Source organism: Candidatus Dadabacteria bacterium (genome assembly GCA_026705445.1).
Lineage (GTDB): Bacteria > Desulfobacterota_D > UBA1144 > Nemesobacterales > Nemesobacteraceae > Nemesobacter.
Genome location: JAPPAR010000040.1, coordinates 44277 through 65846 on the forward strand (window position 1 = coordinate 44277; position 21570 = coordinate 65846).

Genomic DNA, 21570 nt, shown 5'->3' on the forward strand with positions numbered 1-21570 from the left:
TTGTTATGTCAGAGTCAGTTGCCCTGATTTTCATCCGGGAAGATTTTTCTTAGATCTTTCTCCCGGACGATTTTGCCGTTTCTGAAAATAGTTACTGAGCCACTGGTATCTATTGCCCGGCGACGCGCACTTTCAGAGGCTCTTAGCATGGCTGCCTCCGCACCAATCAAATCTGGATCCCGCAGCTTCTTGCTTGGGTTGCGGTTCTCTTGGTCCCTTGTGGTCATAATTGATTCTTTTCCGACAATAGCGTGGGTGTGTCTCCCGAATTTTCGTATATTACCCATTCATCTACTAGATTTCTATAGATTGGAATTATTCTTTTTCCAGAGAGTTCCTGAGCATTTGATTCACTGCTGCGGGATCGGCTTTTCCCCTTGTTGCCTTCATCACCTGACCGACGAAAAAACTGAGAAGCTTTGTGTCCCCTTTCCTATATCTCTCGACTTCCTTCGGATTTTCTTCGATTATTTTGCTTATAATAGAGGAAATCTCGTCTTCATCGGTAATCTGGGCAAGCCCTTTTTCGATTACTATTTCCTCGGCGCGTTTCCCCCCGCTTATCATCTCGGAGAATATTTCCTTGGCGGTCTTGCGGTTTATTTTTCCTTCTCCGATAAGGTTAAGCAGTTCGGCGAGGTTCTCGGGCTTGACCGGAAATTCTGCTATGCTGTCTTCGTTCTCCACTTCTCTAAGCATCTCGTTTAATATCCAGTTACTCGCCGCCTTCTTGTCTTTCGTGTGTTTTGCACACTCTTCAAAGTATTCGGCAAGCGGTCTTGAAGATGAAAGCGTCTCGGCATCGTTTCTCGGTATATTGAATTCATCCACGAATCTGCTGAGTTTTTCTTCGGGAAGTTCCGGGCGGGACCGGCGGATTTTCTCCAGATAATCTTCCACCACCACAACCGGGAGAAGGTCCGGGTCCGGGAAGTATCTGTAGTCGTGAGCCTCTTCTTTTGATCTCATTGCGAACGTGACCCCTTTTTGGGAGTCGAAAAGCCTTGTTTCCTGGACCACCTTTCCGCCACTTCGCAGAACCGCCTCCTGTCTCTTTATTTCGTATCCTATGGCCCTCTGTATGAAGCGGAAGGAATTAAGATTTTTGATCTCAGTTTTAGTTCCGAGTTCGTTCTGCCCCACCGGCCGCACGGAGACGTTCGCGTCGCAGCGCAGGCTTCCTTCCTCCATGTTCCCGTCGCAAACCTCGATATACCTGAGGATTGTCCTAAGTTTCCTTACGTATTCAACCGCTTCTTCAGCGGTTGAGATGTCGGGCTCGCTGACTATCTCCACAAGCGGCACTCCTGCCCTGTTGAGATCCACATGGCTTTCAAAGTCGGAGTATTCGTGCACGAGTTTCCCCGCATCTTCTTCCAGGTGTATTCGGGTTATCCTGATCTTTTTTCTGCCGTCCCCCGAATCTATCTCGAGATGCCCTCTGAGGCAAAGCGGTTCGTCGTACTGCGAAATCTGGTATCCCTTCGGAAGGTCCGGGTAGAAGTAGTTCTTCCTTGCGAATCTGGATTTCCGGGCGATTTCGCAGTTGGTCGCCAGACCGGCCCTTATGGCGTATTCAAGAACCCTTTCGTTAAAAACCGGCAACACCCCCGGCATTCCCAGACAGACCGGATTCACCTGGGAGTTGGGGGGACTTCCGAATTTCGTCGAGGAAGAAGAAAATATCTTGGATTCAGTGGCAAGTTGTGCGTGTACTTCGAGACCGATTACCGCTTCGTACTCCATTGATCGTTCCTTTGGGGAAAATTTGATAAAGCAGCCGAGCGAAAATTATATATGTACTTGGCCAGCAGGCAACCTCTGGTCCGCGTATTTCTGTCTGGAACAGGGAATAAATCTAACGGAAAGCCCTCCCAACGGATCAATCGTTTCTTTTTGACCTTTCGCCCCAAAAACTTTATTCTTTCTGCCCATGGAGGTGTATCCTCCTGTTGATTAGTTTAAGTGAATTCAAATCAATTGGATATGCCGCTTTTTTTTTCAAACCCTCCGTACACCAGATTTGAATATAACTCAGAGGAGGCCGTAAGATGAGGATTTTAGCAGTTTTAGCTGTTTCTTTTTTCACTCTGCTTACCTTTATGTCACTTCCCGCCCAAGCCGACGGCGACCAGAGCATAAAGGAGCAGATAGAGGGCCTTAAGAAGCAGATAGAAAGGCTTGAGCAGCAGATGAACATGAAGGAGTACGAGGCCAAGGTGAAAGATTCCAAGGCTTGGCACAACAAGATAAAGGTCAAGACCAAAAAAGGCGCGGGTCTTGCTTTCCAGACCGCGGACAGCAACTACAAGCTCAGGATGCGCTTTTTTGGTCAGTTTCTGTCCACCTACACAGATCCTGACGCTGACGAAGAAGGTTTAGGTTTCAGTGTAAGAAACCTCTGGTTGATCTGGGACGGTAACGCTTTCGCTCCTTGGATGAAATACACGGTTCAGTATGATCTCTCGGGGGGTGGAGCACTAAAGGATATGAGGCTTTCGTTTGCCAAGAACAAGGCTTTTGTTCCCACGATAGGCCAGTACAAGGTTCCGTTCAGCAGAGAGTTTCTTACCTCAATTACAGCCCTGCAGCTTGTGGGAACCTCGATCATAGACGATTACTTTGGGTATGGCAGGGATATCGGTGGTGGTGTTTACGGTTTCCTCGGCGACGGTATGATCCGCTATGATGCGGGTGTTTTCCAAGGCGAAGGTGCGAACCAGAAAAACGACAAGGGTGACACCGGTGTGCTCTGGGCAGGAAGGGTTCAGGCGGCCGTTATCGGCGGGAAAGCCAGAAGTGTAAAAGAGAATTTTGCCAAGAGGCCGACGCTCATGGTTGCAGCCGCTGTTGCGGGTATAGATGTTGAGGACGGCAATGATGGCAATATAGGAATTTCATCTGGAGAGAGAGCGCTTGAGAGCGGTACAGTCACCTCCTTTACGGCGGATATAAACTACAGGGATCCAAGGTTCAATCTTACCGGTGAGTATGTCGGAAGGTGGGCCAATCCTGATGAGGGCGGTGTAGATACTGCCTATGATCAGGGTTTCAGGGTTCAGGGCGGTTTCTTCCTCCTTCCGAAAAGGGTTGAGCTTGCATCGAGGTACGCGATGGTCATCTTTGACGATGACGCCAGCGTTCTCGGAGGCAATGACCTTGACAACGTATGGACTTTCACGCAGGGGCTTAGCTACTACCTGAGCGGCAATCACAAGTGGAAAGTGCAGCTTGACTACACGTTCCAGCGCGAAGAGTATCTCGCTGGCGCAGAGTCTGATGAGTCGATGGTAAGAGCGCAGGTTCAGACCTACTTCTAGGGATGCATTTGGAGATATAGCCAAATCTGGTTTATAGGAGCATAATCAAGCGGCGATCTGATAGTCTGTTTTTACCTCTGTTGTTTTGTCCATTGCCTGCTCGGTTCCATCATTGAATTTACTTCTTTGCTTTCTCGACAAAACGCGCAACAGGGCATTATTGGTATTTTTCTAATTTGAGTTCACGGTGTAATTTAGATTCCGGTACTCTTTTCACTGAGAAGGACCGATATGCAAGAGACAAAAGCCCTTATAGTTTCTCCGCACCCGGATGACCTTGAAATAGGCATGGGAGGAACTGCCTGCCTGCTTCTGGAAAAAGGTGTTGAGGTGGTTTCCGTTATCGTTACGGATGGGAGGAGGAGTGCGAATCCCCTTGGTATCTCGCAGGAAGAACTTGTGCAGACAAGGGAATTGGAAGTTAGGACGTCCTCAGAGATACTCGGAGTGGAGGTTTCTCTTCTGGGATTCTCCGACATGGAATCCGATTCGAACAAGCGTGAATTCAGTTCCAGAATGGCGAAAATAATAACAAATCTCCGCCCGGGGGAGATATATCTCCCGCATCCCGAAATTGACAAGCATAGAACACACAGGACGGTTTCCCGCCTGACGCTTGGTTGTCTCGACGCGGCGCTTGGGGAAAGCCCTTTTGAGTGTGAATGCTGGTTCTATGAGGTATGGACGCCCTTTCCTTCATACGACCGGATCGAAGATATAACGTCTTTTGCCGACCGCAAGCGCCAGGCGATTGAGGCGCACATGAGCCAGACGTCCTACAAGGACTACACAGACGGCATAATGGGCCTTAACAGGTACAGAGGGGCTTTTCACGACACCGCGGACGGATTCGCGCCGCTTTGGGCCGAGGTCTTCATAAAGCATGACTCCGGGTGACCTTATCTCGGAACGTATTTTCTTTTCCTTGACCAGAGAAGCAGATCAAACTCATCAAGACTGATTCCCAGCTCGTGAGCGGCTTCCGTCATAAGGCTTTCGGTTTCAAGGTATCTTTTTCTCGTCAGGGGATACTTCGTTTCGCCTATGATCCCCAGTTCGAAAAGGGATGCCAGATTGTTTCGGTCAAGAATCGCATAGCCTGAGAATCCCAGATTCCTCAGAAAATGGCTTGCCTGCATGTATCCGAGTCCCTTTATTCCGGGATTTTTCGCGAAGAAATCTCTTCTTTCCACCCTGTCTTCAAAGGAATCGACAAGTGATTTCAGAAGAAATCCGTATTCTTCCCTAAGATATTCTCTGGTGAAAACGATATAGCGGGATGCGTTCTCGGCATACTTGTGAATTGCTCCAATATGTTCCAGCAGTCCGTCTTCTTCTCCGTCCACGAGCTTTTCTCCTATGGCGCTCATGCATTGACCGGCTATTTTGGGTCCGACCCCGGAAGTCAGTATGCAGAATGAAAGTTCACGGAAGATCTGGAGGTCATCGGCTTCCCGAAAAGCCTGTCTGAATTCCAGAAGCCGGTTCTGTATCTCTTCTTTTTTAAGCCCGTAGAGTTCCAGAAGCTCTCGCCTTTCTTTTTCCGTCATCCGCGGAACCTTTTCTTCCAAGGTGTCATTTCAGTATCTCGCCTGTTTTCTCGCTCCAGAGAAACAGGTCCATTTCATCGAAATCAAATCCGTTTCTCTCCGTGAATCTCTTGAACCTGTTCTCAATCTCAATGTATTTTGACCTTGAGTGCGGTGCCCGGGCAGATTCCGTTATGCCCAGTTCGAAGAGACACTGTAGTATGTGCTTGTCAAGAATCGCGTAGCCGCGAAAACCAACATTTCTCAGAAAATGGCTTGCTTCCTTAAAGCCGAGCCCCTTTATGTCCTTGTTGAGCGCGAAAAAGTCTCTTCGCTCTGCAGGATCTTCAAAGGAAAGGAGAAGTGGCCTCAGCCTGAGTCCGTACCGGCTGGCCAGATATTCTCTTGTGTGGACCACGTGTTTTGAGCGCACGTTCGGGAACCTGTAAATCCCCCGCAGTTTCGCCCTCAGTTCGTCCTCGCTTGCCCTCGGGAGTATGTTCCTTACGGCGCGAAGTGCGCTTATTCCCATCTTTGCACTCGTTCCGGCCGTGAATATGCAGAAGACGAGTTCCTCGAAGATTATTTCTTCTGAGGCGTTTTTGATGATATTCTCAAATTCGCCGAGTTTCTTTCTTATTTCCGGGGCTTTGCGCGGAAGGTCTTCTCTTATTGACCCTACTGTCAGCATGCGGGATTTATTTGTAGATGACGAGGTTTCTTCCGGCGATCAGCGTGGTTGAAGACATGTTGTTCCACCTCTTGATCTGGGAAACCGAAACCCTGTAGTGAAGCGCCAGTTCGCTCAGCGTGTCGCCGGGGATTATCTTGTGGCGCATCTTCCTCGGAACGTCCTGCGGCGCGTAAGTGTAGGAGAGTCTCTGTGGAATGGAAAGGGTTTTTCCCGCTATTATAAGGGAGCCCTTGAGGTTGTTAGCCCTTTTTATCTCGTCGATTGAAGTTCCGTACCTCTTTGCCAGAACGTAAATATTTTCCCCGGGGCGGATTCTGTGCTTTACGTATATTACGTTTCCTCTAGCTGGTATCTTAAGTCTCTGCCCGGGGCGTATGATTGAACCCGAGAGGTTGTTTGCGTACTTGAGGACCTCGACGGACGTTCCGAATTTCCTGGCTATCTTCCAGAGGCTGTCATTAGTCCTTACGGTGTATCTTACGGGCCTTGTCCTGAAAGGAGTCTGAATATCCTTCAGGGTTTCCACTTCGCTTCTGACGGCGAGAAGTTTTTCTCCGTAGCCCTTAGGAACCTTAAGATCATAGCTCTCTCCCGGGGGAGTGGAAAGTCCGATGAGCGAGGGGTTGTACTTAGAAATCTCCTTGTATCCCATGTCGAGCAGGTTGGCGATTTCCGCAAGGCTTTTTCTGGGCGGAACGCTCACGACTTGATAATCTTTTTCCAGCTTTTTAACCCTGAAACCGTATTTCTCGGGGTTTTTGGCTATTATCAAAGCGGCGTTGAATTTCGGCACGTAGTTTCTTGTTTCCCTGGGGAGCTTCTTGGATACCTTCCAGAAATCTTTTGAACCTGTTCTGGTTATGGCCCTTGACACCCTGTTCTCTCCGCAGTTGTATGCGGCCAAGGCGAGTTCCCATGAACCGAACTCGTCATACAGCTTCCTGAGGTATCTGGCTGCCGCCAAGGTAGATTTCTCGACATGCCTTCTTTCATCTACCCAGTAATTTATTTCCAGTCCATACTTTTTTCCGGTAGGTCTTATGAACTGCCAGAGCCCGACTGCGTTCTTTTTTGAAACGGCACGCGGGTTGAAACCGCTTTCTATGATAGGCAGATAGGCGATATCCGTCGGAACTCCCTCGGAGCGAAGCGTTTCCTTAATTTCCGGCAGAAATTTCCCGGAGCGTTTGAGAACTTCGGCGAAATTTCCCTTTCCTTTTCCCGAAAACCGCCGGATGTAGTGTTCAACCCTTGAGTTTCTCTTTATCTGGAATTCTGTATCTTCATAGGTCCGGGGAACTTCAGCGTGTTCAACTGGCGAGATTTCTTCGGTTCCGGGTGATGTCTGCTGGGCTTGCGGAGCCTGGCTTTCTGATTCGGCAGGAGTTGACAGAACCACATTGTCGGTCTCAACAATTTCTTCGGCTTCTTCTTCAACTTCCTCTCCGAAATCCTGTGAACCGTCTGCTGTATCGGTAGCTGAGACTTTTTCGGGCTGGCGGGTCGCCTCGGCGTATCCGGACTGTTTTTTCTGCGGAAACAGAAGCGGATTCATCGAGTCCTGGTTTGATGCGGCGGCGGAGACCAGAGGAAAAGCAATGGCCAGAAGCACGCAAAATATCATTGTTAAGTTCATGTTAATTGTTCCTTGGCGCAAAACCATCCATCTCAGTCTGTGCAATTCCTGAATCAAACATGGGACGGCGATGTCCCTGAGATCCCCCGGTTTATTTTTCTGAAGTTGTTTGTACAATAATTCTAACCACATAGTTTCAACAGTCAAAGTATATCGTCGGGAATTTCGTAACAGCAGGATTTTCCAGGTTGCAGTTTCCACGGTTCTTCACGGACTTTCCCTGACGCATTATGGGGGTTATGAATTGAACAGAAAAACAGTTGCGGTTCTTTTCGGCGGTGTTTCGGTTGAGCATGAGATTTCGCTTGTTTCATCAAGGTTTATCATTTCCAGCTTCGATTCTTCTAAATTCGCCCTGCTGCCGATTTTTATTTCAAAAGAGGGTCGCTGGCAAAGAGCCGTTGTTGATAACTGGCCGGATGGAGAACCTCCCGCTCTGGTTTCCGACTCGGAAATTGTCCCCATGCTCCGGGGCTTTTCCCCCGGCCGTCTCGCTGAAATAGTCGCAGGGCAGATAACGGAAGTATTTTCGGTGGATGCAGTTTTTCCGGTTCTACACGGAACCTTTGGCGAAGACGGGTCGGTACAGGGACTCATCGACCTCATGGGAATTCCATGCGTTGGAGCGGATCTGCTCGGGTCTTCGCTCTGCATCGACAAGATAGTATCGAAAAACGTCCTCAGGGATAACGGTGTTCCGGTTGTTCCCTTTTTCGGTTTCTCTAAAACCCAATGGCGGAAAGCCAAAAGGCAAATTCTCCGTCGTGCAGAAGACGAAATAGGGTTTCCCTGTTTCGTTAAATCTTCAAATCTGGGTTCAAGCGTGGGAGTTTCAAGGGTGAGCTCTCCTGAGGTAATCGCCGATGCTGTGGAGGCCTCTTTTGATTTTTCTGAAAGGGTGATCGTTGAGAGGGCCGTGATGAATCTGAGGGAAGTGGAGGTAAGCGTAATAGGGAATCAGGACCCTCGGGCTTCAGTTCCTGGGGAACTTGTTGTGGATGGAGGCTTTTACGATTACCAAAAGAAATACCACGACAAGTCGACTGAATTCCGGATTCCCTGCGACCTTGACCCCGAGACTCAGGAGAGGGTTAGAACCCTTGCCCTTGCTTCCTATGCTGCCCTTTGCTGCACCGGTATGGCGAGGGTGGATCTTCTGGTTGATGCCGACACAGACCAGGTGTTTGTAAGCGAGATAAACACAATCCCCGGATTTACTCCGATAAGCATGTACCCGAAGCTGTGGGAGGCAAGCGGGCTTCCCGTCGGGGAGATGCTCGAGATGCTTGTTGATCTGGCCGAGCAGAGGCATCGGATGAGAAGGGAACTCAGAACGGATTTCTCCGGTTCCGACTAGAACTCACTTGCCGAGAATGTCGTTTTTCTGCCCCCGGAAAAGCACGAGGAAGACGACCCCGGCGATTATTGAGGCTCCGCCGAGAAGTTTAGTAACCGACGGCAGGTCGTCGAAAAAGACATGCGCGAAGATCAGCACGAAAATCGATTCCATCGGCATGACGGCAGTTGTTCGTGAGATGTCCAGAAGCTTTATGGCGTGGAACTGACTTCCTTTTGCTATATATGCTCCGCACGCACCTCCGCACGCCATCACAAGTGCCTGTTTCAGGCTTGGAGGCTCAAACGTCCCGGTGAGTATTAGGTAAATGAAAAGGACTATGGAGACTCCCAGGGTTCTTAGCGTTGCGACTGTCAGCATGTTAAGGTCCTGAGCTATCTTCTTCACCATGAAAGATAGGAAGGAATATAAAAACGCGGCCCCGAGGGCCATGGCAGTTCCGAAAATCAGATAATCCTCTTTCTGGTAGGCGACCACCGCCCCGCCGGCCACCGTCATGGCTATTCCTACGCTCTCCCCCTTGTTGAGCCTTTCACCGAGAAAGATTATGCCGAGCAGAAGTGCGAAGAGGGTCTGGGCCTTCATCAGGAATGAGGTAAGGGCCGGCCCGATCGTCCAGAGCGCGACCATCCACAAGGCGGCCCCCGCCGAGGTTATAATGGAACTCCAGATAAAAATGGCGCGGTACTCCCGGATTCTCCCGAGTTCCTTTCTCTGCGAGCGAAGGAAGGGGAAGAGGATTAAGGCGACCACAAAAGCCCCGAAGAACCAGAAAAAAGTGGTGGTCTCGGGGTGAAGGTCGCTTCGCTCAAGCGCCTTTCCTATTGCATAGGAAAGTGCCGTGAAAAAAGCGGTGGCCACGAGAAAGATATAGCCCTTTATAGGAAGTTTCTCTTTCTTATCGGTGTTCATTAATCCTTCTGTTTCTCCATGACCAAGCTATAGCCGCCCCCGAGATATTATGCCAGATGCTGAAAAGCGCGGCGGGAAGGGCGGAGAGATAGCCGAAGTGCAGCTGGGAAAGAGCTACCGCGAGCCCCGAGTTCTGCATTCCCACCTCGACGGATATAGCCCTGGCGCTGCTTTCTCCGAAACCCATTGCCTTCGCTATAAAATAACCGCATGTGAGACCAAGAGCGTTATGAATTATCACTATGAGGAAAACCATTGCGCCGATGGTTTTTATGGATTCTGCGTTCAAAGCCACTACTATTCCCACCACAAGAGCTATAACAAGACACGATACTGAGGGCAGAAAGGGCAGTACGGCCTCTGATTTTCTTCCGAGCAGCTTCCTCAATGCCACTCCGAGCAGGACCGGCAGCAGTACTATCTGAAGCGCGGAGATAAAAAGATCGGCGACCGGAACATCTATCCATCTTCCCGCGTAAACGTACATGAGCGCTGGCAGGAAAAACGGGCAAAGGAGCGTTGAAACCGAAGTCAGCGTTACGGAAAGCGCGAGATCGCCCCTCGCCAGATAGGTGATCACGTTTGACGCCGTTCCTCCGGGGCATGAACCGACGAGAACGACCCCCGCGGCGACAAGTGGGTGTGTACCGAAGGCAAAGACAAGGAGGAAACCCAAAAGAGGCATCACGGCGTATTGAGCGAAAACACCTGTCAGGATTTCAAGCGGTCTTGAAAAGACTCTCCTGAAGTCATCTGTCTTGAGCGTTATGCCCATGGCGAACATTATCACCGCGAGCATGGGCACTATGAGGAATCCGAGATCCCGAAAAACAGAGGGGAAAAAGTACGCTACGGCCGAGAACAGAATTATCCAGAGGATGAAGAACTTTGTTACGAGACCTGTAAGCGAAGTTAACGCGCTTTTCGTTGAATCCAATTTTATTTGTTACCGTCAGGGCTGCCGGGGAAGCGATTACAGGGAAGTTTTATCGCTTCGGCTCAACTCCGATTGCTATTTTCGAGAACCCCTGGGTCTTTGCCAGATCCATGGTGCTTACCACCGGGCCGTGCATGGCTTGGGAATCCGCCCTTATTATTACTAGGGTGTCTTTGTTGGGTATCTTCTGAAACTCCCGCTTCAAAGATCTCTCGGAACGCATAAGCACGTCGTTAAAGTAAACTTTCCCGTCTTTGGCAATGTGTATGTTCACGTCTTTTATCTCAACGATTTCGCCGGTTGCTTTCGGGAGGTTGACTTTTATGCCGCTTGATATGGCGAAATTGAGTGTAAGGGCAAAGAAAATAAGGAGGTTGAAAATCACGTCCACGATGGGAGCCATGTCTATGCCGGACCTGCTACCTGATTTTCTTTGCGAGAATTTCATAGAGATGCCTTTGCGGAAAAAGTTTCCAGTATTTTCTTGCCTTCATCCTCAAGCTCGGAGATTATCTCCTTGAATTTTCCATCTGTGTACTTGTAGGCTATGAGCGCCGGGATTGCTATCGTGAGTCCGAGAGCCGTCGTGTAAAGGGCTTCCGAGATACCTCCTGCGAGGGAAGGCGGATCCACTATATCCTTCTCCGATATTACGGCGAACACCTTTATCATTCCCGATATCGTTCCGAGAAGCCCGATAAGAGTGCTTATGCTGCTTATGGTGAGCAGAGTCTCGATATATTTTTCAAGACCTTGGGCCTCGTTCTTTCCTGCGGCCTCAATGGCTTCATGCATTTCCTCTTTCGATTTGCCTGAGTTCTGCGCGGCCGCGAGAGCCATTTTAGCTACCGCGGAATCGTTTGATGCTGAAAGGGATTTTGCCTCTTCAAGCCCCTTTGTCTCGACAGTCTCGTACAGGCTTGAAAGAAACTCTTCGGGGAGAAGCTTCTTCCTCTGAAGGAGTTGAAGCTTCTGAAGAAAAATCGCAAGTCCGAATATGGAACATAAAATCAGGGGGAAAATATATATTCCGCCCTTGGTAAAAAGATCAATAATTGCGTCCATGGGGGTTTATCCTTGAATAGAGAGGTTTTTGCTCCGAAGTCTGGGTTTTCGATACAACGAAACCATTATAAAACAAATCCGGGTTTTGTCCAAGCAAAATTTGGGGAATCGCTCTGTTTGCTCGGTAATAGCTGATACCCCGAGCTTGGTGAGTTCTCTACTGGTTTCGGATTCCATAATTGTTTTCCGCCGTTTTTTTCGGGTAGATTTTCTAGCTTCAAACCCGTGGAGACTTACATGATGACTTCCGATTTTGAATATACTGACGACGAGCTTTACGTTGAGAAAGTTCCCGTGAGGAAAATATGCGAAGACTTCGGAACTCCGGTCTATATCTACAGCCACAATTCCATCCGCTCAAGCTTCCTTGAGTACAAGGATGCGTTTTCCGGAATCGATCCCCTGATCTGCTATTCCGTAAAGGCGAACTCTAATATATCCGTGCTCAGGATTTTCTCCTCCATGGGTTCCGGTTTCGATATAGTCTCGTCTGGGGAGCTGCAGAGGGTTGTCACCGCCGGGGGAGACACCTCGAAAGTGGTGTTCTCTGGAGTCGGAAAGACCGAAGAGGAGATAGAGGCCGCAATTCGCTCCCGGATACTTTTTTTCAACGTGGAATCCGAAGCGGAGCTTCAGAAGATAAACGATGTGGCCGTCTCACTTGGAGAGAGGGCCCCGGTCGCGATAAGGGTTAATCCTGATGTTGATCCCGACACCCATCCGTACATATCAACTGGTTTTGAGAAAAGCAAGTTCGGAATCGGGATCGAAAAAGCTGTGGATGTATACAGAAACGCCTCACGGATGGGGGGAATTGAGATAAGGGGAATTGATGCCCATATAGGTTCCCAGATATTTGATCTTTCTTCCTTTTCCGAGTCCATATCGAAGCTTGTCTACCTGGCCGACAGGCTCGGGAGCGACGGAATTGAAGTTTCCTATATAGATATAGGAGGAGGCCTGGCGATAAACTACGGGAGTGGGGAAAAGCCTCCGGCGAAATCCGAGTACGCGCGGGTTTTTGAGGAACATCTTCGCGATACCAGTTACGGACTGGTACTTGAGCCCGGGAGATCAATGGTGGGCAACGCGGGAATAATGTCAACCAGGGTGCTTTATGTCAAGGAGGGAACCTCGAAGAAATTCGTAATAGTCGACGCCGCGATGAACGACCTTGTGAGACCCGCGTTCTACGATTCGTTTCACCGAATAGAGCCGGTGCGCGCGGGAGGTTCTCGGTCCCGCGAGGTGGTGGACATAGTCGGCCCGATATGCGAATCGGGCGATTTTCTGGCCAGAGACAGGAGTTTTCCCGAAGTTTCCGCGGGAGAACTCCTTGCGGTTTTCAGCGCGGGGGCGTACGGTTTCGTGATGTCGTCTAATTACAACACGAGACCCCGGGCTGCCGAGGTTCTTGTAAGCGGTGAGAGGTACTGCGAGATAAGGGCTAGGGAAACTCTCGAGGATCTCCTGAAAGCTGAGAGCATCGCGGAATTTCTTTAGCATCGAAACGGCACTTGGTAGTTAAGTCATGAAACAGGGTTTTAACGGGCTTAAGGTAACGTCTTTTGAAAGTCGCCGTTGCGAGGAGATGAAAAAACTCATCTCTTATCACGGCGGCGTGCCCAGGGTCGCACCCTCGATGAGGGAAGTCCCCGATCTTAAAAGTCCTTACGTTGCCGGGTTTGCCGATGATCTCTTCTCGGGCAACATCGATCTTCTTGTTTTAATGACAGGGGTAGGCACGCGGATCCTCTCCGACATCGTAATTGCTGAGTCGGGAGAAAAGAAATATTTGGATGCCCTGCGCGCGACGACGATTCTTGCCAGAGGTCCTAAACCCGTGGCGGCCCTTCGCAAATTCGGGATAAGACCGAATATAACCGTTTCCGAACCGAACACATGGAGAGACATACTTTCCACTTTTGACCAGAGGGACATGTCGCTTGAGAACCTGGTCGTGTACGTCCAGGAATACGGGGTCTCCAACGAGGAGTTTCTCGCTTCTCTTGAAAAAAGAGGAGCCGACGTAAGAAGAATTCCCATTTACAGGTGGGCGCTGCCGGAGGATCTGGGTCCCCTGCGCGATGCTGTAAGATCCGTATCCAAGGGGGAGGAGGACTGCCTCCTGTTCACAAGCTCCCGGCAGGTATCCAACCTTTTTGAGGTGGCGGCCGGGGAAGGATATGCCAACGACTTCATTGAAGGAATCAAAAAAGCGCTTGTATGTTCGATCGGACCGACCACCACGGAGACACTCAGGGAAAACGGGATATCCGTTGACTATGAGCCCGACAGCCCGAAAATGGGGAACCTGGTGAGAGAGGTGGCCAGAAGGTCAGCGGCGCTTCTCGCCAAAAAAAGAACAGCTTTTCAAAACGGGGTGGATACCCGGAACTGGAACCGCACGCAGATGGTCTGGTCGGAGGACCGCGTGCAGGTCCAGAGGAGAGAAATCACTTCTGAAGGAGCATTTATGAAGGCGTGTCGGCTCGAGAAAACCGATTATACTCCCATCTGGCTTATGCGACAGGCGGGCAGGTTTCTCCGGGAATACAGGGAGGCCCGCTCCCGCGTTTCTTTCAAGGAGTTTTGCAAGACCCCGGATCTGGCCTCGGAAATTACGCTGATGGTGGTTGACCGCTTCGGCGTGGACGCGGCCATCATTTTCTCAGACATACTGCTCATACTGGAACCCCTGGGGCTTTCCCTTGAGTACTCGAGCGTTGACGGTCCCGTGATAGGCAAACCTCTTAGGACCCGAAGGCGCATAGAGGCCCTGAGGGACTTTGATCCCGAAAGCATGGATTTTGTCTACGAGGCTCTGCGTATCACGAGAAAGGCGCTTGCCCCCGAAGTTTCGCTTATTGGTTTTAGCGGCGCTCCCTTTACCGTGGCATCCTATGCGGTTGAGGGAAGCGGTTCAAAAAACTACGTAAACACGAAAAAACTCATGTATGGAGACCCTTCCCTGTGGGAGAGGCTGATGGAGATCCTGACCGGGAGTATTTCGGATTATCTCTGCGCTCAGGTGGATGCCGGGGCCGATGCCATGCAGATTTTCGACAGTTGGGTAGGTTGTCTTTCCCCGGCGGATTACGAAAGATTCGTCTTTCCGCACGTAAAAAAACTCATCTCGTCGCTTCCGCCGGAAGTCCCGGTAATATTGTTCGGGACCGGAACCGGTTCCTTGCTCGAACTCATGGGAGATACCGGGGCTGGAGTTATCGGCCTTGACTGGAGGGTCGATATTCTTGACGGCTGGCAGAGGGCGGGAAGTTCTCTTGCGGTTCAGGGGAATCTTGATCCGGTCTCAATGCTCTCAACCCCGTCTCATGTCGTGGAGAAGGCGAGGAAGATACTGGACAGAGTTGAAGGGAGGCCTGGGCATATATTCAATCTGGGTCACGGTGTACTGCCGCAGACGCCGGTTGATAATGTCCTGAGGCTGATTGATGAAGTTCACGAGTATTCCGCGCGAAAAAGGGCTTAGGAAGAAGTTCCATGAAAAACAATTTTGACGCCGTAATGATGATTGGATACGGGGCTCCCGAGAAAAAAAAGGACATAATACCCTTTCTCAGGAATGTGGCTAGCGGGAGACCGATACCCGAGGACAGGCTGCGGGAGGTCGCCCATCACTACGAAATCTTCGACGGGAAGTCTCCGCTCAACGAATTCACTTACAAGCAGGCCCAAAAACTTGAGAAGCTTCTTTCTGGGTGGGGGTACAATCTTCCGGTTTACGTCGGGATGAGGAACTGGCATCCGTTCATCAAGGATTCCCTTGAGCAGATGCGGGAAAGTGGTGTGAAGAACCTGGTGGGCCTCATAATGGCCGTTTACCGCTCCGACGCGAGCTGGGAGAGGTACATGAGGGATGTGAGCGAGGCCTGCGAAGATCTCGAGATGGAGCTTCACGTGGAATATGTTCCACCGCTTTTCAACCATCCTCTTTTCATAGAGGGCTCGGCGGCCAAGGTGACGGAACGAATGCGCGACATTCCCGAGGACAGGCTTGATACCACCATGCTTGTGTTTACGGCTCACAGCATTCCCGAGAAGATGTCGGATTCATCTCCCTATGCTCTTCAGTTTGAAACTTCTTCCATGCTGGTGGCGGACAGAGTCGGGCACAAAAAATGGATGATTGCCTACCAGAGCAGGAGCGGCTCTCCGAACGAAAAATGGCTTGAGCCGGACGTATGCGACGTGATAGGGAACCTTGCTGACCGGGGTTTCACGGATATTGTGATTCAGCCGATAGGATTTGTCTGCGATCATATCGAAGTGCTTTTCGATATAGGCGTTGAGGCCACCGAGGCTGCGCGCGAGTGCGGGGTGAACCTCTACAGGGCCGAGACCGTGAACGATGATGACCGCTACATAAAGGCCCTGGGCGACGGGGTGCTGAGGCTCATCGATTCAGAAAACTCCCGGCAATAAGCTAAGATAATTCGTTATGAAAGTCGCGATTGTCGGCGCGGGAATCTCGGGTCTTTCCTCGGCCCACTACCTGAGAAAGCTCTGTCGAGAGGGTAATGTTCCCCTTCAGCTTGTTCTTTTTGAATCTTCCGAGCGTCCTGGCGGGGTTCTTGATACCGTAAAAAAGGAAGACATGGTTCTTGAACTAGGGCCCGACTCCTTTATAACTTCAAAGCCCTGGGCCCTTGATCTTGCAAGAGAGCTTGGACTTGAGGATTCGCTCCTTGGAGTGGGATACGGCAAGGGGAAAACCACTTTCGTTTATCAGGCGGGAAGGCTCTGGGCGCTTCCCGAAGGTTTTTTCCTGATGGCCCCCTCAAGGCTTCTGCCGTTTCTGCGCAGCGGACTGTTCAGTGCCGGGGCCAAGCTCAGGGTGCTTCTTGAGCCTCTGGTTCCGCGCGGGGGGGGAGGGGACGAAAGCGTCCGTTCTTTTGTGGAAAGGAGGTTCGGAAGGGAAATCTTCGAGAAGGCCGCGCAGCCACTTCTGGGCGGAATTTACATGGCTGATCCCGAAAAGCTGAGTCTTTCGGCCACAATGCCCCAGTTCCTCGAGATGGAGAAGCGAAGCGGAAGCGTTCTTCGGGACCTTCTTCGCAATCCTCCGACGTCCCGTGGGGAAAGCGGTGCCAGGTATGGTCTTTTTCTCACTCCGGTGGAGGGAATGTCCGTTATCGTTGAAAGACTTTGCGGAAGCGCCGAATTTGCGAGGCAGGATTTTGAGACCCCGGTTCTTTCCCTTAAAAAATCGGAAAAGGGATGGGTTGTCGGTTCTGACCGTGGGGAAGAGGAGTTTAACGCTGTCATCCTGTCTGTCGGAGCTGATACGGCTGGCCTGCTGCTTTCCGATATCGATCCGCAGCTTGGAACCAGACTCTCGGGCGTGCACTATGTTTCTTCAGTGGTTGCGACTCTTATTTTTGATAAGAAGGATTTCCGCGGTCTTCCAGACGGTTTGGGGGTCATAATTCCTTCCAAGGAGGGAATGAACCTCGTTGCGTGTTCGCTTTACAGTAGCAAGTTTCCCGGAAAATCCGGAAGCGGAAAAGAGGTGATAAGGTGTTTTCTCGGAGGAGAGCTTAATCCCGATGCGGTGCTCTGGGATGAGGAGAAAATAAAATCTGTCTTAAGGGAAGAACTTGCGAGGATCTTCGGATTCGATAACCATCCGGCGGAGATTTATATCAGGAGATATAAGATGTCCATGCCGCGCTTTGCTCTGGGGCATAAAGAGGAAATCTCGGGGGTTATGCACAGGCTTTCACGCCACTCGGGGCTTGCGCTCTGCGGAGCGGCTTATTTTGGCGTTGGCATTCCCGATTGCGTGCGTTCAGCGGAGCTTGCAGCCAGAAAAATTCACGCGGATATGACCCGCTAAACGGTGAAAGGACGGAAACAGGGATGATTCGGCTGAAGAACTGTTCGCTGAGTTTGAGAGAAAAGCCGCGTCGGTGTCTGAGGGAATAATAACCGCGGTTTGGGACGTAAAAATCCCGCGCTGAGTTCATCTGAGAGGGCGCCCACTGGACCGTTATATTTGTTTTCAGTGTGCGCACGTACCGGATACGGTCGACTCTGTTGTCGGCCACACCTTGAAAAGATTATCTCTCGAATATCCTGAGATTGGCGATCTTTCTCCTCAGAAGCTTTCGGAATTCGGAAGGGGTATTAATGTCGAAAGCCTTGTCGGCGACAGGATTTCACTGGGATTATAAAAGCAGGTTTAGATCAACGTCAAGGCCTGCGTTCTTTATTTCTCTGGCGAGTTTTGTTTGCCAAGCACCATGCCCGTCAACTTCTATAAACAGCACACCTTGGTAATCCGAAGGGATTTCAACCTCCTTTTGATAGAGGATGCATACGTGTTTTCTTCCAAGGCAGCCAAGAAAAAGACCAAGTTCAAGGATTACGTTTTGCCGTGCTCTTGGCTTCAGATCTTTATATGAATCTGATTTGCTGCCTCCTATATCGTCGGGGGTTAGCAAAACAACCGCAAATCCGGCTTGAGCTGAGTATTCAACAAGCTTCTCGATAATGGTTCGACCTTCATCGGGTAACTCCCTAAGAATTATTGGTTCCAACAGGAGTGTTTTGAGAAGGTCTTTGGTTTTGAACAGAATTTCTTCATCGTGCCCGTGAACCACAAAAACTTTGTTTCCCTGAACTTGTGCAGTTGCGTTTATATCTGTTGCGGGTGATACGTCAGATTGTTCACGTTTTGCCTCATTATACAGATTCCATCCATCCATGGTTAAACTAACATTTAAAAATGTCGTTCCGTCACTAAGCGTTTTCGAAGGTTCTAACATTTCTACGAGGCCGCGGTCATACAATTCCTCAAGCAATCTATCGGCCAATTCTTGGTTTGAAGCGCCTATACTCCCGGCAAACCCGGAAAGATTTCTAATAGGTTCTTCAGATTCTCTTATTTTATCCCCGATGTATTGAATAAGGTTCATCGCCTGTGCGAAAGGATCTATAAAACTGCTCATGGCATTTTCTCATTGAGTGACAATTATGATTGGGATTTTACGACAATTACTTTAGAACACCAGCATCGCAACTATGGGGAACAATACCGGAATGATCTGAGATTGTAAAACGAAGTTTTTTGTAGCTTTGATTCGAGGTTCTCGTCGTAGTCCCAAGCCCCAAAAAAGATTTTCACCTTTACCTTGACATCTTTATTTCGAATACCCACATTCAACAATATAGAGGATTCATCTGGGATGAAAAATTACGGAGATGATTAAGCGTTTGGATATAGCGAACTTCGGCAGTTTTTCTGGATTTCGCTGGAAAATTGCCGTACGGGAAGGACAAACCGTTTCTGAATTCAAGCGTCTTAATATTCTCTTCGGGAGAAACTATTCCGGCAAGACTACCCTCTCGCGGATTTTCCGCAGCTTTGAAGTCGGGCGAATGCCAGAGAACTACAAAGACCCGGACTTTGAGATCACTGCTGGCAGCCAGACGCTGACGCAGGAACAGGTTGGTTCGCATCATCTCGATATTCGCGTATACAACACGGATTTTGTCAGTGAAAACTTAAGCTTCCTCGTGGACAGCGCCGAAGGAGAAATCAAGCCGTTTGCCATTATCGGCGGTGAAAACAAAAAGATAGAAGAACGCATCCGGGAGATTGAAAAAGAGCTTGGGGACGTGGAGCAAAAAACCGGAAAAAGATATGAATTAGGACAGATAAGACAGGACTATCAGAATAAAGAAAAGGAAGCGGGAGATGCGGAAACAGCTTTAGAGAATAAGTTGCGTCGATATGCAAACGATGAAATCAAACCGAATCGATTATTCGGTTATCCGGGTTACGACATCAGAGCTATAAAAAAAGATGTCGAGAATGTTGAGAATGAGCCAGCAAATGTCCTTAATGAGATACAGATAAGGGAAAAACAAGACCTCTTGGGAGAGGAACCGCTTCCAAGTATTCACATCAGAGTCTCTTTCAACCCCGGTTTCGAAACACTTTGCCAAGGTTCTGTAGAAATTATTGCCGCAGAAATAAAGCCGTCGGAACCGATTCAGGAGCTTTTAAACGACAGCCTGCTACAGTCTTGGGTAAGAGACGGAATAGATCTTCACCGGAACATAAGATCAGCCTGCGGTTTTTGCGGGCAAGTTCTGCCACGTGACCTATGGGAAAGGCTCGATGCCCATTTCAATAAAGAGTCTCTGACCCTTGAAGGCAGAATAAAAGAACAGATAAAGGCAGTAGAGTCCGAGATAGGATCACTATCAGAAATTGTGTTGCCGGAAAAAGAAAGTTTTTACGCGTCGGTCCGTCCTTCGTTCGAGGAGATTGAAGACAAGTTTCGCAAAGCAATCTCAGATTACGAAGAAGAGTGCCAAAAATTGCTCCGAGAACTCCGCGCTAGGCAAAAGGACATTTTTAACCCTAGGCAATGTTCCGATTATAGGGATTTCTCGGACCGGATCAGCAATTGTATTGGCGAACTGAATAATGTCATAAAACGAAACAACGAGAAAACCAAATCATTGTCAGAAGATCAGGAAACAACACGCAAGGAACTCAGACTCAATGCGGTGGCTGGCTTTATCAAGCAAATCGATTTAAGTGGCGAGAAAGAAAAAGTAACTGGTCTCAGCAATGAAGCGGGAAAAATTAAAAATGCTTCTGATTCACTTGAGCGAGAGGTAAAGGAATTAGAAGAAGAAAGAGACGACCTCCAGACAAAACTGCGGGACGAGAAAAAAGGCGCGGAGAAAGTGAACGAATATTTAAACCACTTCTTCGGTCTCGACGGGCTCAGTCTGGTGGCGGAAGAAGATAAAACGGAGTCAAAGTACAAGTTTCGGATCATGCGGGGCGATCAGCCAGCGTATAACATGAGTGAAGGAGAGCGCAGCTTGGTGTCATTTTGTTATTTCATGGCAAAACTTGAGGACACGGAAACCGAGGGAAAAGAACCAATTATCTACATTGACGATCCGGTCTCAAGCCTTGACAGTAATCATATATTCTTTGTTTTCAGCCTGATCGAATCTGTCCTTGCCAAGCCGGGAAAGAACTCGGATGGTTCCAACAAGTGCGGATACAACCAGCTTTTCATATCAACGCACAATCTCGATTTCCTTAAATATCTGAAACGGCTTTCGGCACCAAGGGAAAACAAAGGAGGAATGGAATTTTTCCTAGTCGAAAAAGAAGAGACTTCAAGCAACCTAAGACTGATGCCACGATACTTAAAAGACTACCAGACGGAGTTCATCTATCTTTTCCATCAAATATACAAGTGCAGAGATGCAAAAGCCTCGGAAGAAAATCACCAGATGTTCTATAGTCTTGCAAACAATCTGAGAAAATTCCTCGAGGCCTATCTTTTCTATAAATATCCCCACATAGAAAACAAAAACGACAAACTGGAGCGGTTGCGCAAGTTCTTTGGAGATGATGTAACGGCAACTGCATTGACAAACCGCATAAACAACGAGCTTTCACATCTCGAGGCCATTTTCGACAGGAGCATGAGACCAATTGATATTCCGGAGCTTCCCAAAGTAGCAAGTTTCGTGCTTGATACGATTCGCAGGAAGGATGAAGAACAATACGATTCGTTGCTGAGGAGCATTGGTGAGTTCACAGAAAATGAAAAAGAAAGCAATATAGTTCCCGACCAGTTTTGATCTCAGAGTAGCAGAAGCGTATTACTGCTGTGGCGATCCATCCCGTAGCATCTTGAACAGCGACCGACGAGTTAGATTGAACCCCGCATCAAACGCTTCTTTTTTTTCTTCCAGCAAACGCTTTTTTTTGCCGTCTTTTGGCCCATGAATTATCGCCGATCGCACATTATAGAAATGCTTTATATTCTCCTTTATCTGAGATTGTACTTCATCCTCACTTTCTAGAAGGTCAGCTACGCTCTTTTGGAGTTGTTCACTGATTCTCCCGTCCTTCGGTTTGAACATCCTCTCAAGGGCAATCGCCACATCCAGAATCTGGTCCTCCGCTACGAATTGCCCGACGCGTGCAAGAGCTTCGGCAAGCCGACCGATGACCGGTGCCATTTCCCTGTAACGCTCGTTCTTTCGTTCCTCGAATGCGTTTTTCGCTTCGGCAAACTCGCCGATCAGCAGCTCTGGAGACCCGGAAAGCCGG

19 protein-coding genes are annotated in these 21570 nt (G+C 49.3%); 8 read left to right on the forward strand and 11 right to left on the reverse strand.

Annotated features, from left to right (window positions below; translation table 11 throughout):
- Positions 1–14: 14 nt before the first annotated feature.
- A complete protein-coding gene (locus OXG75_07600) occupies positions 15–227 on the reverse strand; it encodes a hypothetical protein (protein ID MCY3625834.1) in 213 nt (70 codons plus the stop codon).
- An 88-nt stretch (positions 228–315) separates the two neighbouring features.
- Positions 316–1746, reverse strand: coding sequence for an Asp-tRNA(Asn)/Glu-tRNA(Gln) amidotransferase subunit GatB (gene gatB, locus OXG75_07605; protein MCY3625835.1), 1431 nt, complete (start codon positions 1744–1746; stop codon positions 316–318).
- Between the two features lie 305 nt (positions 1747–2051).
- Between gatB and OXG75_07610 the strand changes: the two genes are divergently transcribed.
- The gene (locus tag OXG75_07610) at positions 2052–3320 is read left to right on the forward strand and encodes a porin (protein ID MCY3625836.1); all 1269 of its coding nucleotides are present in this window, start codon (positions 2052–2054) and stop codon (positions 3318–3320) included.
- 231 nt (positions 3321–3551) lie between these two features.
- Positions 3552–4217, forward strand: coding sequence for a PIG-L family deacetylase (locus tag OXG75_07615; GenBank protein ID MCY3625837.1), 666 nt, complete (start codon positions 3552–3554; stop codon positions 4215–4217).
- Between the two features lie 2 nt (positions 4218–4219).
- Here OXG75_07615 and OXG75_07620 read toward each other — a convergent pair whose 3' ends face one another.
- From OXG75_07620 to OXG75_07630, 3 genes are read right to left on the reverse strand one after another with little or no spacing between them, the layout of a single operon-like run.
- A complete protein-coding gene (locus OXG75_07620; GenBank protein MCY3625838.1) occupies positions 4220–4870 on the reverse strand; it encodes a hypothetical protein in 651 nt (216 codons plus the stop codon).
- Positions 4871–4895: 25 nt separating this feature from the next.
- Entirely contained in the window at positions 4896–5540 is a 645-nt protein-coding gene (locus tag OXG75_07625; GenBank protein ID MCY3625839.1) for a hypothetical protein, read from the reverse strand.
- Positions 5541–5547: 7 nt separating this feature from the next.
- On the reverse strand, positions 5548–7179 hold the full coding sequence (locus OXG75_07630) for a LysM peptidoglycan-binding domain-containing protein (GenBank protein MCY3625840.1): 1632 nt from the start codon (positions 7177–7179) through the stop codon (positions 5548–5550).
- 244 nt (positions 7180–7423) lie between these two features.
- Here OXG75_07630 and OXG75_07635 point away from each other — a divergent pair, with 244 nt between their 5' ends.
- Positions 7424–8536, forward strand: coding sequence for a D-alanine--D-alanine ligase (locus tag OXG75_07635; GenBank protein ID MCY3625841.1), 1113 nt, complete (start codon positions 7424–7426; stop codon positions 8534–8536).
- 3 nt (positions 8537–8539) lie between these two features.
- Here the strand turns inward: OXG75_07635 and OXG75_07640 are convergent, their stop codons facing one another.
- From OXG75_07640 to OXG75_07655, 4 genes are read right to left on the reverse strand one after another with little or no spacing between them, the layout of a single operon-like run.
- Positions 8540–9448, reverse strand: coding sequence for a DMT family transporter (locus tag OXG75_07640; GenBank protein ID MCY3625842.1), 909 nt, complete (start codon positions 9446–9448; stop codon positions 8540–8542).
- Positions 9435–10385 (reverse strand): bile acid:sodium symporter family protein, encoded by a 951-nt coding sequence (locus OXG75_07645; GenBank protein MCY3625843.1) that lies wholly within the window; start codon positions 10383–10385, stop codon positions 9435–9437. The genes OXG75_07640 and OXG75_07645 overlap by 14 nt, the downstream gene beginning before the upstream one ends.
- 49 nt (positions 10386–10434) lie before the next feature.
- On the reverse strand, positions 10435–10833 hold the full coding sequence (locus OXG75_07650) for a biopolymer transporter ExbD (protein ID MCY3625844.1): 399 nt from the start codon (positions 10831–10833) through the stop codon (positions 10435–10437).
- Positions 10830–11450 (reverse strand): MotA/TolQ/ExbB proton channel family protein, encoded by a 621-nt coding sequence (locus tag OXG75_07655; GenBank protein ID MCY3625845.1) that lies wholly within the window; start codon positions 11448–11450, stop codon positions 10830–10832. The genes OXG75_07650 and OXG75_07655 overlap by 4 nt, the downstream gene beginning before the upstream one ends.
- 237 nt (positions 11451–11687) lie before the next feature.
- On the opposite strand from OXG75_07655, the gene lysA reads away from it, so the two are divergent.
- Genes lysA through hemG form a run of 4 tightly spaced genes read left to right on the forward strand, consistent with a single transcriptional unit; the run spans position 11688 to position 17310 of the window.
- Positions 11688–12953, forward strand: a complete 1266-nt coding sequence (gene lysA, locus OXG75_07660; protein ID MCY3625846.1) for a diaminopimelate decarboxylase — start codon at positions 11688–11690, stop codon at positions 12951–12953.
- Positions 12954–12981: 28 nt separating this feature from the next.
- A complete protein-coding gene (gene hemE / locus OXG75_07665; protein MCY3625847.1) occupies positions 12982–14943 on the forward strand; it encodes a uroporphyrinogen decarboxylase in 1962 nt (653 codons plus the stop codon).
- Positions 14944–14954: 11 nt separating this feature from the next.
- Positions 14955–15896, forward strand: a complete 942-nt coding sequence (hemH, locus tag OXG75_07670) for a ferrochelatase (GenBank protein ID MCY3625848.1) — start codon at positions 14955–14957, stop codon at positions 15894–15896.
- Positions 15897–15912: 16 nt separating this feature from the next.
- Positions 15913–17310 (forward strand): protoporphyrinogen oxidase, encoded by a 1398-nt coding sequence (gene hemG, locus OXG75_07675; GenBank protein ID MCY3625849.1) that lies wholly within the window; start codon positions 15913–15915, stop codon positions 17308–17310.
- 331 nt (positions 17311–17641) lie between these two features.
- Here hemG and OXG75_07680 read toward each other — a convergent pair whose 3' ends face one another.
- Positions 17642–18424 (reverse strand): nucleotide-binding protein, encoded by a 783-nt coding sequence (locus OXG75_07680; GenBank protein ID MCY3625850.1) that lies wholly within the window; start codon positions 18422–18424, stop codon positions 17642–17644.
- A 253-nt stretch (positions 18425–18677) separates the two neighbouring features.
- Between OXG75_07680 and OXG75_07685 the strand changes: the two genes are divergently transcribed.
- Entirely contained in the window at positions 18678–21095 is a 2418-nt protein-coding gene (locus OXG75_07685) for an AAA family ATPase (protein MCY3625851.1), read from the forward strand.
- A 21-nt stretch (positions 21096–21116) separates the two neighbouring features.
- Here the strand turns inward: OXG75_07685 and OXG75_07690 are convergent.
- A partial coding sequence (locus tag OXG75_07690) for a HEPN domain-containing protein (protein ID MCY3625852.1) occupies positions 21117–21570 on the reverse strand: 454 nt, incomplete at its 5' end.